The sequence below is a fragment of the Pseudomonas sp. GW821-FHT01D09 genome (assembly GCF_059422465.1).
The window spans coordinates 1-16,445 of the sequence record NZ_JBWKWY010000009.1 but is presented as its reverse complement, the minus strand read 5'-3'; the positions used below and the strand labels follow the sequence as shown (position 1 = coordinate 16,445).

The 16,445-nt window shown below is 60.0% G+C and carries 19 protein-coding genes; 1 reads left to right on the top strand and 18 read right to left on the bottom strand.

Going from position 1 to position 16,445, the window contains the following annotated elements; translation table 11 throughout:
- Positions 1–116: 116 nt before the first annotated feature.
- From bamB to trmJ, 18 genes are all read right to left on the bottom strand, one after another.
- Positions 117–1,268: an outer membrane protein assembly factor BamB gene (gene bamB / locus AC07W7_RS11400; RefSeq protein WP_038446317.1), complete on the bottom strand. Its 1,152-nt coding sequence runs from the start codon at positions 1,266–1,268 to the stop codon at positions 117–119.
- Positions 1,261–1,902, bottom strand: a complete 642-nt coding sequence (locus AC07W7_RS11395) for a YfgM family protein (RefSeq protein ID WP_057437951.1) — start codon at positions 1,900–1,902, stop codon at positions 1,261–1,263. Before AC07W7_RS11395 ends, bamB begins: the two co-directional genes overlap by 8 nt.
- A 41-nt stretch (positions 1,903–1,943) precedes the next feature.
- Positions 1,944–3,233, bottom strand: a complete 1,290-nt coding sequence (gene hisS / locus AC07W7_RS11390; protein WP_099169878.1) for a histidine--tRNA ligase — start codon at positions 3,231–3,233, stop codon at positions 1,944–1,946.
- A gap of 23 nt (positions 3,234–3,256) precedes the next feature.
- Complete coding sequence (gene ispG / locus AC07W7_RS11385) at positions 3,257–4,366, bottom strand: flavodoxin-dependent (E)-4-hydroxy-3-methylbut-2-enyl-diphosphate synthase (RefSeq protein WP_057437947.1); 1,110 nt, start codon at positions 4,364–4,366, stop codon at positions 3,257–3,259.
- A 2-nt stretch (positions 4,367–4,368) separates the two neighbouring features.
- On the bottom strand, positions 4,369–5,358 hold the full coding sequence (locus AC07W7_RS11380; RefSeq protein WP_169867000.1) for a RodZ domain-containing protein: 990 nt from the start codon (positions 5,356–5,358) through the stop codon (positions 4,369–4,371).
- Positions 5,358–6,116, bottom strand: a complete 759-nt coding sequence (gene pilW / locus AC07W7_RS11375; protein WP_076964501.1) for a type IV pilus biogenesis/stability protein PilW — start codon at positions 6,114–6,116, stop codon at positions 5,358–5,360. The genes AC07W7_RS11380 and pilW overlap by 1 nt, the downstream gene beginning before the upstream one ends.
- Positions 6,117–6,128: 12 nt before the next feature.
- Complete coding sequence (gene rlmN, locus AC07W7_RS11370; protein ID WP_057437941.1) at positions 6,129–7,277, bottom strand: dual-specificity RNA methyltransferase RlmN; 1,149 nt, start codon at positions 7,275–7,277, stop codon at positions 6,129–6,131.
- Positions 7,278–7,306: 29 nt separating this feature from the next.
- Positions 7,307–7,732 (bottom strand): nucleoside-diphosphate kinase, encoded by a 426-nt coding sequence (gene ndk / locus AC07W7_RS11365; RefSeq protein ID WP_017846179.1) that lies wholly within the window; start codon positions 7,730–7,732, stop codon positions 7,307–7,309.
- Between the two features lie 90 nt (positions 7,733–7,822).
- Positions 7,823–8,023, bottom strand: coding sequence for a Fe-S cluster assembly protein IscX (gene iscX, locus AC07W7_RS11360; RefSeq protein ID WP_076964502.1), 201 nt, complete (start codon positions 8,021–8,023; stop codon positions 7,823–7,825).
- Between the two features lie 14 nt (positions 8,024–8,037).
- On the bottom strand, positions 8,038–8,379 hold the full coding sequence (gene fdx, locus AC07W7_RS11355) for an ISC system 2Fe-2S type ferredoxin (protein ID WP_076964503.1): 342 nt from the start codon (positions 8,377–8,379) through the stop codon (positions 8,038–8,040).
- A 3-nt stretch (positions 8,380–8,382) separates the two neighbouring features.
- A complete protein-coding gene (gene hscA / locus AC07W7_RS11350) occupies positions 8,383–10,245 on the bottom strand; it encodes a Fe-S protein assembly chaperone HscA (protein ID WP_076964504.1) in 1,863 nt (620 codons plus the stop codon).
- A gap of 51 nt (positions 10,246–10,296) precedes the next feature.
- Positions 10,297–10,818 (bottom strand): co-chaperone HscB, encoded by a 522-nt coding sequence (gene hscB / locus AC07W7_RS11345; protein WP_076964505.1) that lies wholly within the window; start codon positions 10,816–10,818, stop codon positions 10,297–10,299.
- 8 nt (positions 10,819–10,826) lie between these two features.
- On the bottom strand, positions 10,827–11,150 hold the full coding sequence (iscA, locus tag AC07W7_RS11340) for an iron-sulfur cluster assembly protein IscA (RefSeq protein ID WP_010565230.1): 324 nt from the start codon (positions 11,148–11,150) through the stop codon (positions 10,827–10,829).
- A gap of 28 nt (positions 11,151–11,178) precedes the next feature.
- Positions 11,179–11,565, bottom strand: coding sequence for a Fe-S cluster assembly scaffold IscU (gene iscU, locus AC07W7_RS11335; RefSeq protein ID WP_034100437.1), 387 nt, complete (start codon positions 11,563–11,565; stop codon positions 11,179–11,181).
- 99 nt (positions 11,566–11,664) lie between these two features.
- On the bottom strand, positions 11,665–12,879 hold the full coding sequence (locus AC07W7_RS11330) for an IscS subfamily cysteine desulfurase (protein ID WP_076964506.1): 1,215 nt from the start codon (positions 12,877–12,879) through the stop codon (positions 11,665–11,667).
- A 50-nt stretch (positions 12,880–12,929) separates the two neighbouring features.
- Positions 12,930–13,421: a Fe-S cluster assembly transcriptional regulator IscR gene (iscR, locus tag AC07W7_RS11325; protein WP_038446306.1), complete on the bottom strand. Its 492-nt coding sequence runs from the start codon at positions 13,419–13,421 to the stop codon at positions 12,930–12,932.
- Positions 13,422–13,720: 299 nt separating this feature from the next.
- Positions 13,721–14,506, bottom strand: coding sequence for a serine O-acetyltransferase (cysE, locus tag AC07W7_RS11320; protein ID WP_076964508.1), 786 nt, complete (start codon positions 14,504–14,506; stop codon positions 13,721–13,723).
- Positions 14,507–14,508: 2 nt separating this feature from the next.
- Entirely contained in the window at positions 14,509–15,279 is a 771-nt protein-coding gene (trmJ, locus tag AC07W7_RS11315) for a tRNA (cytosine(32)/uridine(32)-2'-O)-methyltransferase TrmJ (RefSeq protein ID WP_076964509.1), read from the bottom strand.
- A gap of 145 nt (positions 15,280–15,424) precedes the next feature.
- Between trmJ and suhB the strand changes: the two genes are divergently transcribed.
- Positions 15,425–16,240, top strand: a complete 816-nt coding sequence (gene suhB, locus AC07W7_RS11310; RefSeq protein WP_003175971.1) for a type III secretion system regulator SuhB — start codon at positions 15,425–15,427, stop codon at positions 16,238–16,240.
- Positions 16,241–16,445: the final 205 nt, after the last annotated feature.

Below are 16,445 nucleotides of genomic sequence, written 5' to 3'. Positions count from 1 at the left end.
ATTTCAGAAAATACAAAAGCCGCTGCAAGGCAGCGGCTGGTGCTCGGGGCAACACCCGAAGGTGCCGCATGCCCTGCCGAAGCAGGGCCGCCTGGGGGTTACCCCAAGCATAGTTCTTACTTGATGGTCAGGGCTTCCAGCTTGCCGCTGTTACCAAACACATAAAGCATGTTGCCTACTACCAGCGGACGCGCGCGCAGGCCGTCGCTGTCGATACGCTCACGGCCGACAAAGCGACCATCCACCTGGCTCAGCAGGTGCAGGTAACCTTCCAGGTCGCCTACCGCTACATAGCTGGAGAACACTTCCGGCGCCGACAGTTGACGGCGAGCCAGCGAGTCGTTGCTCCACAGGGCGGTGGTGGAACGCTCGTCGACACTTTCAACGGTGCCGGATGCCAGGCTCACGTAGACGCTGCCAAAACCCTGGGCAACACCGGCGTAGCTGGAAGCATCACGCTGCCAGAGGACGCGACCGCTTTGCAGGTCCAGCGCCGCGACACGGCCCTGGTAAGTAGCGACGTACAGGGTTTCACCCGACAGCAGCAAGCCGCCATCGATGTCCACGACCCGGTCCAGCTCGGAACGACCTTGTGGAATGGCGACCCGCGATTCCCAGGCCGGCACGCCGTTCTGGGTATCCAGGGCGACCACTTTACCGGTCGACAGACCTGCCAGTGCCAGGTTATTGGTCACAACCGGACCACTGGTACCGCGCAACGTCAGCACCGCAGGGGTGCTGTCGTACAGCCAGCGCTGCTCACCGGTGCTGGCGTCGAGGCCGATGACACGGTCATCCTGGGTCTGTACCACGACGATATCGCCGTTGGTGGCAGGCGGTGCGAGAACTTCACTGGTCACGCGAGCGCGCCATTTCTCTTCACCGCTGCTCGAATCCAGGGCCACGACTTCGCCTTTGAGCGTGCCGATCATCACCATGCCGTAACCCACGCCGACGGCGCCGGAAACCGGGAGTTCGAGGTCTTTCTTCCACTTGACGTCGCCGTTCATGCGATCCATGGAGATCACCACGCCCGTCACGTCAGCGGCCACAATGTTGTCACCGTCGATTGCCGGTACCAACATGTTGTAGGTGTCGCCCTGGCCGTCACCGATGGAGCGGCTCCACTGCTTTTGCAGGACCACTTCTTCCTTGAAGCTGGTCAGCTCGGCCGGAGGCAGTTCTTTTTTGCTGTTGCTGCTGCAACCCGCGGCCAAAACGGCCAGAGCCAGCAATGCTGCATGTTTCCAACGGATCACGTCACGCATCCCCTTTGGCCAAGTCGTCCAGCTTGATTTGTAAGCCACCGACCGCTGCTTCATCAGACAGCGCAGCCTTGGCTTTTTGGTACGCAGCATTGGCTTCGTCGGTACGACCCAATTGGACCAGCAGGTCACCCTTGAGCTCTTCGCGAGTGGCTACAAATGCCTTGTCAGCATCGCCGTCGAGCAGTTTCAGTGCTTCGTCGGCCTTGTTCTGTGCGGCCAGGACCTGGGCCAGGCGCTGACGCGCGATTTCACCCAGGGTCGGGTTGCTCGGCTTGTCGGCGATGGCTTTGAGCTCGGAGGCTGCGTCATCCAGCTTGCCGGTATCGACCGCGACTTTCGCGACGAACAGGCTGCCGTATTGGGCGTAGGTGCTACCGCCAAATTCGTTTTTCAGCTTGCCGGCCAGGTCCGCCACTTGGGCAGGGTCAGGCTTGCCAGTGGGCGTCAGCGTGGTTTCCAGCAGTTGCTGATAGAGCATCGAGGCGCCTTGCGACTGATTGCCCTGATACTTCTGGAACGCCTGCCAACCGAACACCACCACCAGCGCCAGCAGGCCGCCAGTTACCAGGGGTTTGCCGTTACGCTGCCACCAGTCTTTGAACTCGGCCAGTTGATCATCTTCAGTACTCGACACCCCAATACTCCTTAATCGCTAAATTCGGCTGTTTGACAGCTTCAACCCTGCACGATGCAGGTGGCCAAGTGCGCAGCAAGCGCATCAAAGGCAATGCTTTGTTGTTCGCCCTGGCCACGCAGGGGTTTGACACTTACCACTTGCTGGGCCAGTTCATCGTCGCCCAGGATCAGCGCGTACAACGCACCGCTCTTGTCGGCTTTCTTGAATTGGCTCTTGAAGCTGCCCGCGCCGGCATTGACCAGCAGGCGCAGGCTCGGCAGTTGGTCGCGCAACTGTTCGCTCAAGGCCAGGCCTGCCAGTTCGGCCGCCTCGCCAAAGGCGCACAGGTACACATCCACCTGACGGGAAATTTCTTCAGGGATCTGCTCCAGGGTTTCCAGCAGCAGGATCAGGCGCTCGATGCCCATGGCAAAACCCACGCCGGTGGTCGGCTTGCCGCCCATCTGCTCGACCAGGCCGTCGTAACGGCCACCGGCACACACGGTGCCCTGGGCGCCGAGCTTGTCGGTGACCCACTCGAACACGGTCTTGCTGTAGTAATCGAGGCCGCGCACCAACTTGGGGTTGATCACATAGGGAATCCCGGCCGCATCCAGGCGAGCCTTGAGACCCTCGAAGTGCGTGCGGGATTCGTCGTCCAGGTAGTCGGCCATTTTCGGCGCATCGACCAGCACCGCCTGGGTGTCGGCGTTCTTGGTATCGAGGACGCGCAACGGGTTGGTCTTCAGGCGACGCTGGCTGTCTTCATCAAGCTTGTCCAGGTGGGCGGACAGGTACTCGACCAGCGCTTCACGGTAGCGACCACGGGATTCACTGGTGCCCAGGCTGTTGAGCTCGAGCTTGACCGCGTCGCGGATGCCCAATTGGCCCCACAGGCGCCAGGTCAGCACGATCAGCTCGGCATCGATGTCCGGGCCATCGAGGTTGAAGACTTCGCAACCGATCTGGTGGAACTGGCGATAACGGCCTTTTTGCGGACGCTCGTGGCGGAACATCGGGCCGATGTACCACAGCTTCTGGGTCTGGCCACCACCGGTGATGCCATGTTCGAGCACGGCGCGCACGCACGCAGCGGTACCTTCGGGGCGCAGGGTCAGGGAGTCGCCGTTGCGGTCTTCAAAGGTGTACATCTCTTTTTCGACGATGTCGGTCACTTCACCAATGGAGCGCTTGAACAGCTCGGTGAACTCGACGATTGGCATGCGGATCTGCTTGTAACCGTAGTTATCCAACAGGCGCGCGACCGTGCTCTCGAAATAGCGCCACAGGGGCGTCTGTTCGGGCAGGATGTCGTTCATGCCACGAATGGCTTGCAGAGACTTGCTCACATCAAATCCTTAAATTCATTCGATCAGCCGCGAGCGATCAGCGCTGCGTCAGAGGCGACCTTCTCGGCCGCTTTCTCGCGGATCAGCCGTTCCAACTGATCCACCAGATTATCATTCGTCAATTTTTGCGACGGCTTGCCGTCGATGTAAATCAGGTTCGGGGTACCGCCGGTCAGGCCCACATGGGCCTCCTTGGCCTCACCCGGCCCGTTGACCACGCAACCGATCACCGCGACATCCAGCGGCACCAGCAGGTCTTCCAGGCGTACTTCCAACTCGTTCATGGTTTTCACCACGTCGAAGTTCTGCCGCGAGCAACTCGGGCAGGCAATAAAATTGATACCACGGGAACGTAGATGCAGGGATTTGAGAATGTCGTAGCCGACTTTCACTTCCTCTACCGGGTCCGCCGCCAGGGAGATGCGAATGGTATCGCCAATCCCGTCGGCCAGCAGCATACCGAGACCCACCGCAGATTTCACTGTGCCTGAGCGCAAACCACCGGCTTCGGTGATGCCCAGGTGCAACGGCTGCACGATTTCCTTGGCCAGCAGGCGGTAGGCTTCTACCGCCATGAACACGTCGGAGGCCTTTACGCTGACCTTGAAGTCCTGGAAATTCAGGCGTTCAAGGTGCTCGACATGGCGCAGTGCCGACTCGACCAGGGCGGCCGGGGTGGGCTCGCCGTATTTCTTTTGCAGGTCTTTTTCCAGGGAACCGGCGTTGACCCCGATGCGGATCGGGATCCCGCGATCACGGGCAGCGTCGACCACGGCACGCACCCGGTCTTCGCGACCGATGTTGCCCGGGTTGATCCGCAGGCAGTCGACACCCAGTTCGGCCACGCGCAACGCGATCTTGTAGTCGAAGTGAATATCGGCGACCAGTGGCACCTTGACCAGTTGCTTGATGCGACCGAAGGCCTCGGCAGCGTCCATATCCGGCACGGAAACCCGCACGATATCGACGCCTGCGGCTTCCAGGCGGTTGATCTGGGCCACGGTGGCCGCTACGTCATTGGTGTCGCTGTTGGTCATGCTCTGCACTGCGATGGGGGCATCGCCACCCACCGGTACGGAGCCGACCCAGATTTTGCGCGATACGCGACGTTTGATTGGAGATTCGCCGTGCATGACTATTGTCCCAATTTCAGGCGAGCAGTCTCGCCACTGGTGAAGGGCGCCACGTCTACAGGCTGGCCGTTGTAGGCCACTTGCGCGCCACGGGCAAAGCCCAGACGCAGCGTCAAAGGAGGCTTGCCGACCTGCTCAAGCGTATCTCCCTTACGCTTCAAAGCACTGAACAGGACCTTGCCATTGCCGTCGGTGACTTGTGTCCAGCAGTCAGCGACATAGGTAATCAGGAGGCGGCCATCGCCCGCCACACCAGCAGGCGCCTGGGCGGCAGGGGCGGCAACCGTTGGCGCGGCTGGCGCGACCGGAGCCGGTATGACAGGCACCTGGGCCGCAGTGACCGGCGCCTGGGTTACGGGTGCGGCTGGCGCCGGCGCTACGGCGGCAGGCGCCGCTTCACTGCCGGCCTCGGCCGGTGGCTGGCCCGCCTGCAGGTCAAGAGGGGTTTCGGGAGCGGCCTGGCCCTGGGCGACGGCCTGGTCTTCCGGCTCGTCCAGGGGATGAATCTGGGTGGTGCCGTCGGCGCTTTCGACTTCGACGTGCTCCAGGGCGTTGCTGATCAGGTCCTTGCTGCGCAGCGAGGTCTGGTCCTGCCACCAGATAAAACCACCACCGATCACTGCAATCAGCAGCAGCAGGCTGACAATTCGCAAAATAGTGTGGGAAACCCGCACAGGTTCTTCAATACGGCCAAGACCGTGTACGTTGCTGCCCTGGGAGTCGGTGCCGGTGAACTGGTCGAATTGCTGGACCAGGATGGCCTGGTCGATGCCCAGCAGCTTGGCATAGGCACGGATATAGCCACGGGCGAAGGTATGCCCTGGCAGTTTGTCGAACGCGCCGTTTTCCAGGTTGCCCAGGGAAGAGGTGGTCAAATTGAGCTTGAGGGCCACGTCTTCCAGCGACCAACCATTGCTTTCGCGGGCCTGACGCAAGGTCTCGCCTGGGTTTACGCGATTAGCGGCTACAACTTCCGGGTGCGCGGCTTTCATCATTGCTCCGACAGGTATTGCTGATATTCCGGCGTACCGGGATAGAGTCGTTCTAATTGCTGGCCAAAACGTGCGGCCTTGTCGCGTTCTTCATGAACCGTGGCCAGGCGCACACCCAGCAATAGACTACGTGCATTTTGCCCACTGAGCAGGCTAAAACGCTCGTAATAGTCACGTGCCGGCACATAATGCCTGTCTTCAAACGACAACTGGGCCATTTCGAGCAAGGCCCGTGGCTGGCGCTGGTTCAGGTGCAGGGCCTTTTCCAGCTGCCGACGGGCGTCTTCACGCTGGCCGAGGCGCACGGACGTCACTCCCAGGTTCTCGAAAACCCGCGAACGTTCAGGATATAGGGTATCAGTGGCTGCTTGCTGGAAATAAGCGGACGCTTGCTTATAACGCTCCTGCTGGAACAAGAAGCTGCCGTAGTTGTTGAGCAGGCGCGGGTCATGGGGGCGAACCGCCAGGGCCTTCTGGTAATACTGGTCGGCCAGCTCGGGCTCGGCCTGGGCCTGGAACACCAGGGCCAGCCCCGCATTGGCGTCGGCATCCTGGCCGTCGAGGGCCAGGGCCTTTTGCAGCGGCACCTTGGCCTGCTCGCTCAAGCCCTGGCGCAGATAACCCAGCCCCAGCTGCACATAGGCAGCACGCGCTTCGTCACGGCCCTTGCCGGTTTGCAACGGGCTATCAGAGCCCGATGAAACACAGCCAACCGACAGGCTGGCAACAAGCAACAGCAGCGCAAGGCGCAGGGGCATAGAGTTCCTCTCTCAGGTTCGTGTCGCGGCGTTCTGCGCCAGATCGCTGTCGGCGCTCAATTCGCGCACGGCGATATAACGCTCGCTACGACGGGTGCGATCCAGCACCTGTCCTACCAATTGGCCACAAGCGGCGTCGATGTCTTCACCACGGGTGGTGCGGACCGTGACATTGAAACCTGCCTGGTGCAGTTGATCCTGGAAACGACGGATGGCGTTGTTGCTCGGCCGCTCGTAGCCAGAATGGGGAAACGGGTTGAACGGAATCAGGTTGATCTTGCACGGGGTGTTCTTGAGCAACTCGATCATCTCGACTGCGTGCTCAACCTTGTCGTTGATGTCTTTGAGCAAGGTGTACTCGATGGTCAGCACGCGTTTTTCGCCCAGGGACGACATATAGCGCTGGCAAGATTCGAGGAGCATCTTAAGCGGATACTTCTTGTTGATCGGCACCAATTGGTTACGCAATGCGTCATTGGGTGCGTGCAGCGACAACGCCAGGGAGACATCGATGTGCTTGGACAGCTCGTCGATCATCGGCACCACGCCGGAGGTCGACAGGGTCACACGGCGCTTGGAGATGCCGTAGCCCAGGTCGTCCATCATCAGGTGCATGGCCGCAACCACGTTGTCGAAGTTCAGCAGCGGCTCACCCATGCCCATCATCACCACGTTGGTGATGGCACGGTCGACGGTCGCCGGTACGCTGCCAAAGGATTTGTTGGCAATCCACACCTGGCCGATGACTTCGGCGGCGGTGAGGTTGCTATTGAAGCCTTGCTTGCCGGTGGAGCAGAAACTGCAGTCCAGGGCACAGCCTGCCTGGGACGAAACGCACAAGGTGCCGCGTTTGCCCTGGGGAATGTAGACGGTCTCGACGCAACTGCCGGACGCCACGCGCACCACCCACTTACGGGTGCCGTCGCTGGAGATGTCCTCGCTGACAACCTCGGGACCACGAACCTCGGCAATCGCCTTGAGCTTGTCGCGCAGGGCCTTGCTGACGTTCGTCATGGCGTCGAAATCGTCGACGCCAAAGTGGTGAATCCACTTCATTACCTGACCGGCACGGAAACGCTTCTCCCCGATTGAGTCGAAGAATTTTTCCATTTCCTGTTGAGTCAGACCCAGCAGGTTGGTTTTTACAGTCGATGTAGTCATGGATTCACCTTCACTCTTTAAGCCAATGCTTAGCGAGTGGTTACTTCAGTAGCTGCGAAGAAGTACGAGATTTCGCGAGCAGCAGCGGCTTCGGAGTCCGAACCGTGTACAGCGTTGGCGTCGATGGAGTCAGCGAAGTCAGCACGGATGGTGCCGGCAGCTGCTTCTTTAGGGTTGGTAGCGCCCATCAGCTCACGGTTCAGAGCGATAGCGTTTTCGCCTTCCAGAACCTGTACAACAACAGGACCGGAGATCATGAAGGCAACCAGGTCGCCGAAGAAGCCACGAGCGCTGTGCTCAGCGTAGAAGCCTTCAGCTTCAGCCTTGGACAGTTGCTTGAGTTTCGAAGCTACAACCTTCAGGCCGGCTTTTTCGAAACGAGTGGTGATCTCGCCGATGACGTTTTTTGCAACAGCGTCAGGCTTGATGATGGAGAAAGTACGTTGAACAGCCATGGTGTAACTCCAGAAACGGTAATTTGCGAAAAATTAAACCCGCGAATTATACGCGGGTTCTTGGGTATTGCCTAACTGCGTAAAAAGGACTCAGTCTGCTTCTTCGATCCAGGCGGCCTGAATGGCCTCAAGCACCTTCTCGCCACCACGACTATGATCGTCATCAAATTCCGGCAACGCTACAACCCAGTTATGGAGATCGACAAAGCGCACATAGCGCGGATCCACATCTGGCTTGGTTTCAGCCAATTGGATCGCAATTTCCAACACATCAACCCATTTAAGACTCATGACACTTCCTTGAATCAGTGCGGCGCTTCGGCCGCATGGTTGAGCGAATACTTCGGAATTTCGACGGTGAGGTCTTCGGTTCCAACTTTGGCCTGACAGCTCAGGCGCGATGTGGGCTCCAGGCCCCACGCCCGATCAAGATAGTCCTCTTCCAGTTCATCGGCCTCTTTGAGACTGTTGAAACCTTCGCGGATAATGCAGTGACAGGTGGTACAGGCATTGACGCCACCACAGGCACTTTCGATCTCGATGTGGTTGTCATGGGCGACGTCGAGAAGGGACTTGCCGGTCTCAGCCTCCACGACCATACCGTCCGGGCAATGCTCGGCGTGTGGCAGAAAAATGACCCGTGGCATCAGTTATTCCTCAATTTCATTCAGGTTGCGTCCCGCCAGGGCGGCTTTTACCGTCTGGTTCATACGACGGGCGGCAAAGGCATCGGTTACGTGTGAAAGGCGCTTGGTCTGTTGTTCGATGGCATAGCCATCGGTGCCTTTCATCAATTGGGCCAGCTCCTGCATCTGCAGGTCGATGACCAGGCGTTCTTCAGCGTCCAGCAGGCGCTCGCCGTCGGCCTCAAGGGCGCCCTGCACCGCCTCAAGCAGGCGCTGGGCATCGACTTGCTGCTCACGCAACACGCGGGCGACCTTGTCGTCACTGGCATACTGGAACGAATCCTTGAGCATCTTGGCGATTTCACCGTCAGTCAGGCCGTAGGACGGCTTGACCTGAATGCTCGCCTCAACGCCCGAGCCCAGCTCGCGTGCTGCCACGCTGAGCAGGCCGTCGGCATCGACCTGGAAGGTCACGCGGATCTTCGCCGCACCCGCGACCATGGCCGGGATACCGCGCAATTCAAAGCGTGCCAGGGAACGGCAGTCGCTGATCAGCTCACGCTCGCCCTGCAGCACATGAATCATCATGGCCGTCTGGCCATCTTTATACGTGGTGAAGTCCTGGGCGCGGGCGACGGGAATGGTGGTGTTGCGCGGAATCACCTTCTCCATCAGGCCACCCATGGTTTCCAGGCCCAGAGACAACGGAATCACGTCGAGCAGCAACAGCTCGCCGCCGTCGCGCTTGTTGCCAGCCAGGGTATCGGCCTGGATCGCAGCCCCGATGGCCACCACTTGATCTGGATCGATTTCGGTCAAGGGCTGGCGACCAAAGGCCTCGGCCACAGCTTCGCGCACCCGTGGCACACGGGTCGAACCGCCAACCATGACCACCGCGCCGACATCTTCAAGCTCGATGCCGGAATCACGCACGGCGCGACGGCACGCTTTCAGGCTGCGGGCCACCATCGGCTCGATCAGGGCATCGAAGGCTTCCCGGGTCAGTTGGGCCGACCAGGAGCCGTAGGAAACTTCAACAGATGCAGCGTCAGTCAGCGCTTCCTTGGCGGCGCAGGCGGTTTGCAGCAGCTTACGCTGCGCGCCCGGGTCGAGGTCGGCAGACAAACCGGCACGGGTGATCATCCAGCCAGCAATGGCATGGTCGAAGTCATCACCGCCCAGGGCACTGTCGCCACCGGTGGCCAGCACTTCAAACACACCGCCGGTCAGGCGCAGGATCGAAATATCAAAGGTGCCGCCGCCCAGGTCGTAAATCGCAACCAGGCCTTCAGCGTGCTGGTCCAGGCCGTATGCCACGGCGGCCGCAGTCGGCTCGTTGAGCAGGCGCAACACATTGAGGCCAGCGAGTTTCGCTGCATCCTTGGTGGCTTGGCGCTGAGCATCGTCGAAATAGGCAGGAACAGTGATTACCGCGCCAACCAATTCACCGCCCAAGGTGGTTTCTGCACGCTGGCGCAGCACCTTGAGGATATCGGCCGACACCTCCACCGGGCTTTTCGGCCCCTGCACGGTATCGATGAACGGCATATGGGATTCGCCGCCGACAAAGCGGTACGGCAGCTGGTCGCCCAATTGCTTGACGTCGGACAACCCACGACCCATCAAGCGCTTGACCGACAGCACGGTATTGAGCGGATCGGCAGACGCCGCCAGGCGGGCGGACTCGCCCACTTCGGTACGATCGGCGTGATAACGCACGGCGGACGGCAGGATGACCTGGCCATCAGCATCAGGCAACGGCTCGGAGAGACCGCTGCGCAGTGCGGCGACCAGTGAATTGGTAGTACCCAAGTCGATGCCAACCGCCAGGCGACGCTGGTGCGGTTGTGGACTTTGGCCGGGTTCGGCGATCTGCAGTAGAGCCATGGTAATCAGGTCTTATCTGTCTATCAGGCGTGCAATCTGTGCAGCACTGGGTTAATCGTCGAGGCGCTCTTCTAACTGGCGCACTTCGTAAGTGAGCTTGTCGAGGAACTGCATGCGCCGCATCAGGCGTTCGGCCTGCTCGCGTTGCGCTGCATCGTCCCAACAGGCCGCGAAGCTTTCGTTGAGTTCATCCTGGGCCACTTTCAGACGCCGCTTGAAGACCGCGACGCCAGCCAGATCGGCCTCGTCCTGCAAGTCTTCGAGCTCTTCGCGCCACTGCATCTGCTGCATCAGGAAATCAGGGTCATGGACCGTGACTTCCATCGGCAACTCGCGACCGCCCATGGCGAGCAGGTAACGCGCGCGCTTGGGAGGGCTTTTGAGCGTCTGATAGGCTTCGTTGAGGCTGGCTGACTGCTCCAGCGCCAGGCGTTGCTCACGCTCGGAAGCGTCGGCAAAGCGATCTGGATGCACCCCACGCGCCAGTTCACGGTAGCGCGTGGCAAGCTGATCGAGGTCCAGGCGAAAGCTCGGCTGCAGCTCGAATAAAGCGAAATGACAAGGAGTACCCACAAATAGCCTCAGATGTTGAAGCTTTCGCCGCAGCCACATTCACCGCGTACGTTGGGGTTGTTGAACTTGAAGCCTTCGTTCAACCCTTCCTTGACGAAATCGAGCTCGGTGCCGTCCAGGTAGGTCAGGCTTTTCGGGTCGATGATCACTTTCTCGCCGTGACTTTCAAACACCTGATCTTCCGCAACCACCTCGTCGACGAACTCCAGCACATAGGCAAGGCCGGAACAGCCCGTGGTGCGCACACCCAGACGAATCCCCTCACCTTTACCGCGCCCATCCAGGGAGCGTCGCACGTGCCGCGCAGCCGCTTCTGTCATGCTGATAGCCATCGTTGACTCCTTACTCGTCGCCAAATGCTTAGATCAAGCCTTTCTTCTGCTTGTAGTCGCGAACGGCCGCCTTGATGGCGTCTTCTGCGAGTACCGAGCAGTGAATTTTCACCGGCGGCAGGGCCAGTTCTTCGGCCAACTGGGTGTTGCTGATAGTGACAGCCTCATCCAGGGTCTTGCCTTTCATCCATTCGGTCGCCAGGGAACTGGAGGCGATGGCTGAACCGCAGCCGTAGGTCTTGAACTTGGCATCTTCGATAACGCCAGCGTCGTTGACCTTGATCTGCAGGCGCATAACGTCGCCGCACGCCGGGGCGCCGACCATGCCGGTGCCCACATCAGGATCTTGCGCATCCATCTTGCCGACGTTGCGCGGGTTTTCGTAGTGGTCGATGACCTTTTCGCTGTAAGCCATGGTACTGAATCCTCACTCATCAGGGCCGCTCTGGAACCCTGTAGAAACGCCTGCGTTTTCCGCCACGTTCCTACAGAGCTTGGGTGGCGGCTTCTATAGTTAGTGTGCCGCCCACTCGATCTTGGAAATATCGACACCGTCTTTGTACATATCCCACAGCGGCGACAAGGTGCGCAGCTTGGTGACCGCTTCGCAGACTTTCTGCGCTGCGTAGTCGACTTCTTCTTCGGTGGTGAAACGGCCGAACGTAAAGCGGATCGAGCTGTGCGCCAACTCGTCGTTGCGGCCCAGGGCGCGCAGGACGTAGGACGGCTCAAGGGAGGCCGAGGTGCAGGCCGAACCGGACGAAACCGCCAGGTCCTTGAGCGCCATGATCAGCGACTCGCCTTCGACGTAGTTGAAGCTCAAATTCAGGTTGTGCGGTACACGGGCGGTCATGCTGCCGTTGATGTACAGCTCTTCAAGGTTCTCGACCTGCTTGTAGAAACGATCGCTGAGGGCCTTGATGCGCACGTTTTCGGCAGCCATGTCTTCCTTGGCTACGCGGAAGGCTTCGCCCATGCCAACGATCTGGTGGGTCGCCAGGGTGCCCGAACGCATGCCGCGCTCGTGACCGCCGCCGTGCATGGTGGCTTCGATGCGCACGCGCGGCTTGCGGCTGACGTACAGCGCGCCAATGCCTTTGGGGCCGTAGGTCTTGTGGGCCGAGAACGACATCAGGTCGACTTTCAGCTTGGACAGGTCGATCTCGACCTTGCCGGTGGACTGGGCAGCATCGACATGCAGCAACACGCCTTTGGAGCGGGTCAGCTCGCCGATGGCGGCGATGTCGTTGATGGTGCCGATTTCGTTGTTCACGTGGATCACGGAAACCAGGATGGTGTCTTCACGCATCGCCGCTTCGATCATGGCCGGGGTGACGATACCGTCGGTGGTGGGCTCAAGGTAAGTGACCTCAAAACCTTCACGCTCCAGTTGGCGCATGGTGTCGAGGACAGCCTTGTGCTCGATCTTGGTGGTGATCAGGTGCTTGCCCTTGGTCGCGTAGAAATGCGCGGCACCCTTGATTGCCAGGTTGTCGGACTCGGTGGCACCGGAGGTCCAGACGATTTCACGCGGGTCGGCATTGACCAGGTCGGCGACCTGGCGACGAGCATTCTCCACCGACTCCTCGGCTTTCCAGCCGAAAACGTGGGAACGGGAGGCCGGGTTGCCGAAGTTTCCGTCAACCAGCAGGCATTCGCTCATCTTTTGCGCGACACGCGGATCAACCGGGGTGGTCGCTGAGTAATCAAGGTAAATCGGCAATTTCATGGACTTTCTCCTAAATCAGGCTGGCTGGCGTGCCGTTAGCTCTTCGGCTGTCACTCGACGGCGGACGCTTCAATCTTGTCCAGACGCGGCACCTTGGTATTGCATCGGCGCTGGTCCTGACGCTGGGCTACTTCCTGCACCTCACGGCGAGTCACAAGATCAGCCAAGCTGATACCACTCAAAAACTCATGGATCTGCAGGCTCAGGTCACACCACAAGTGGTGCGTCAGGCAGGTGTCGCCGGCATGGCAATCACCCAGGCCCTGGCACTTGGTGGCATCGACGGATTCATTGACCGCGTCGATCACCTGGGCGACCTGGATGCCCTGCATGTCACGGGACAACTGATAACCACCGCCTGGGCCACGCACACTGGAAACCAGGTTGCTGCGGCGTAATTTGGCGAACAGTTGCTCAAGGTAAGACAGGGAAATGCCTTGGCGCTCGGAGATATCGGCCAGGGACACCGGCCCGTTTTGCGCGTGCAAGGCCAGGTCGAGCATGGCGGTCACCGCATATCGGCCTTTTGTAGTCAGTCTCATGGACAAGTACCAAGGTGTTTCAGAATGGGAGCAAGTATGCGATTCCCGAGTATTTAAGTCAACTATAAGACCTAGTACTTTAGTCAGGAATACCCGTAAAAAGGGCGCGCGAATCATAGCAGGATGGGGTGGGATCGAACAGCAAGAACAGGGTCGGGGCTCAACCTCAAGACCAATGGAGGTCAAATGTGGGAGCTGGCTTGCCTGCGATGGCGGCGGATCAGCAGCCCAAAGGGTGACTGGCAGACCGCTATCGCAGGCAAGCCAGCTCCCACAGGGGATTTTATCGGCCTTAAAATCTAGCCAGCCTTGGTGGTGGCGCTTTCGTCCTTGATCTCGGCAAAGTCTTCTTCGCGCAACTCAGGCAGATCCGTCGCACAATAAGGGCTACCCAGATCCTTCAGCGCGCCACACATGCCATCCAGCTTGCCATCCACCGCCTGCAGGTGGTCGAGCAACTGGCCGATGGCGCGGGCCACCGGGTCCGGCATGTCTTCGCTGACGCCATAGGCATCAAAGCCGATTTTCTCGGCCATGGCCTTGCGCTTGGCCTCCTGCTCATCGCTGACTTGCGGCTTGACGATGATGCGCCCAGGAATACCCACTACAGTTGCACCCGGCGGCACCGCCTTGGTGACTACAGCATTGGAGCCGACCTTGGCCCCCGCACCGACGGTGAACGGCCCCAAAACCTTGGCGCCGGCGCCGACTACCACGCCATCTTCAAGGGTCGGATGGCGCTTGCCCTTGTTCCAGGTGGTGCCGCCCAGCGTCACCCCCTGATAGAGGGTCACGTCATCGCCAATTTCGGCGGTTTCGCCAATCACGATGCCCATGCCGTGATCGATAAAGAAGCGACGACCGACCTTGGCCCCCGGATGAATCTCGATCCCGGTCAGCCAGCGACCAAAGTTCGACACCAGGCGCGCCAGCCATTTCCAGCCCATGCCCCACAAGGCGCCGGACAGGCGGTGAATCCAGATCGCGTGCATGCCCGGGTAGCAGGTCAGCACTTCAAAGGCGTTGCGCGCCGCCGGGTCACGGTGGAAAACGCTTTGGATATCTTCTCGCAAACGCTCGAACATTTTTAATCCTTCCGCTCAAGAAGCTCGCCACGGGCCGCTTTCTGGGTTTCCGTGAGGATGCCACGCAATATATTCATCTCTGCCCGGCTGACCGAGCTGCGCCCGTAAAGCCTTCGCAGGCGCGCCATCAAGTGCCGTGGTTTTTCCGGGTCAAGGAACTCGATGGCGACCAGGGTTTGCTCCAGGTGCTCATAGAACCGCTCCAGCTCATCCATCGTGGCCAACTCGCCACTTTTGGTGGACGCGACCTCGTCCTTCTCCATCTTGCTCGGCTGGCCTTGCGCTGCCAGCCAGGCCATGCGCACTTCATAGCTCAGCACCTGCACCGCCGCCCCGAGGTTCAGCGAGCTGAATTCGGGGTCGGATGGGATGTGCACGTGAAAATGACAGCGCTGCAACTCGTCATTGGTCAGGCCGGAGTCTTCACGGCCAAATACCAAGGCGATTTCAGCGCCGCCGGCCGCCTCTTCGACCACTTTGGCTCCACATTCACGGGGATCGAGCAGCGGCCAGGGGATGCGCCGGTCGCGGGCGCTGGTGCCGAGCACCAGGTTGCAGCCCACCAGAGCGTCTTCCAGAGTGGCGACGACCTGGGCTTTTTCCAGGATGTCATTGGCGCCAGAGGCGCGCGCATCGGCTTCGTGGTGCGGGAACACCCGCGGTTCCACCAGCACCAGGCGCGTCAGCCCCATGTTTTTCATGGCCCGCGCCACCCCGCCGATATTGCCGGGGTGACTGGTATTAACGAGGACGACACGAATGTTTTGCAGCAAGGGAGGCGCTCGCGGACACGGGAAAGGGGAGCAAATCTTACAGAACAGCCTAAGGTTATGCCATGAAAGCGAACGCCATCCTTCACCTGAAGAAAGTTTCTGCTAGAATGCTCGGCTTTCTTTAACAACCTTAGGTGACACATCCATGCAGCCCATGCTGAATATCGCGCTGCGCGCCGCCCGCAGCGCCAGTGAATTGATCTTCCGCTCCATCGAGCGCCTGGATACCATCAAGGTCGACGAAAAAGACGCCAAGGATTATGTATCCGAGGTGGATCGCGCCGCCGAACAGAAAATCATCGACGCTCTGCGCAAGGCCTACCCTACCCACGGCATCCTCGGCGAAGAAACCGGCCTGCACAAAGGCAGCGGCGAAGGCGAAGACTACCTGTGGATCATCGACCCACTGGATGGCACCACCAACTTCCTGCGCGGCATCCCGCACTTTGCCGTGAGCATTGCCTGCAAATACCGTGGTCGCCTGGAACACGCCGTGGTCCTGGACCCGGTTCGCCAGGAAGAATTCACCGCCAGCCGTGGCCGTGGCGCCCAGCTGAACGGTCGCCGCCTGCGCGTCAGCGGCCGCACCAGCCTGGACGGCGCCCTGCTGGGCACCGGCTTCCCGTTCCGTGACGACCAGATGGATAACCTGGAAAACTACCTGGGCATGTTCCGCGCCCTGGTTGGCCAGACCGCCGGCATCCGCCGCGCCGGTGCCGCCAGCCTGGACCTGGCGTATGTGGCCGCTGGTCGTTTTGATGCGTTCTGGGAGTCGGGCCTGTCCGAGTGGGACATGGCCGCAGGCGCCCTGCTGATTCAAGAAGCCGGCGGCCTGGTGAGCGACTTCACCGGCGGTCACGACTTCCTGGAGAAGGGTCACGTGGTTGCAGGCAACACCAAATGCTTCAAGGCAGTCCTGACGGCGATCCAGCCGCACCTGCCGGCTTCGCTGAAGCGTTAAGCGAGCGAGCACAAAAAAGCACCCCGAGGGGTGCTTTTTTTATGCCCGGGATTTGGGCATGCCTCGATTCCAGCGACAACACAAATCAACTGTGGGAGCGGGCTTGCCCTAATGCCAGTCAGTTAAGAAATTGACTTCTCCGCCAAGCAATAATAGAAACGGGCTCTGTTTTTATGAGTTCGTTTCATGCCCCTCCAAAACGATC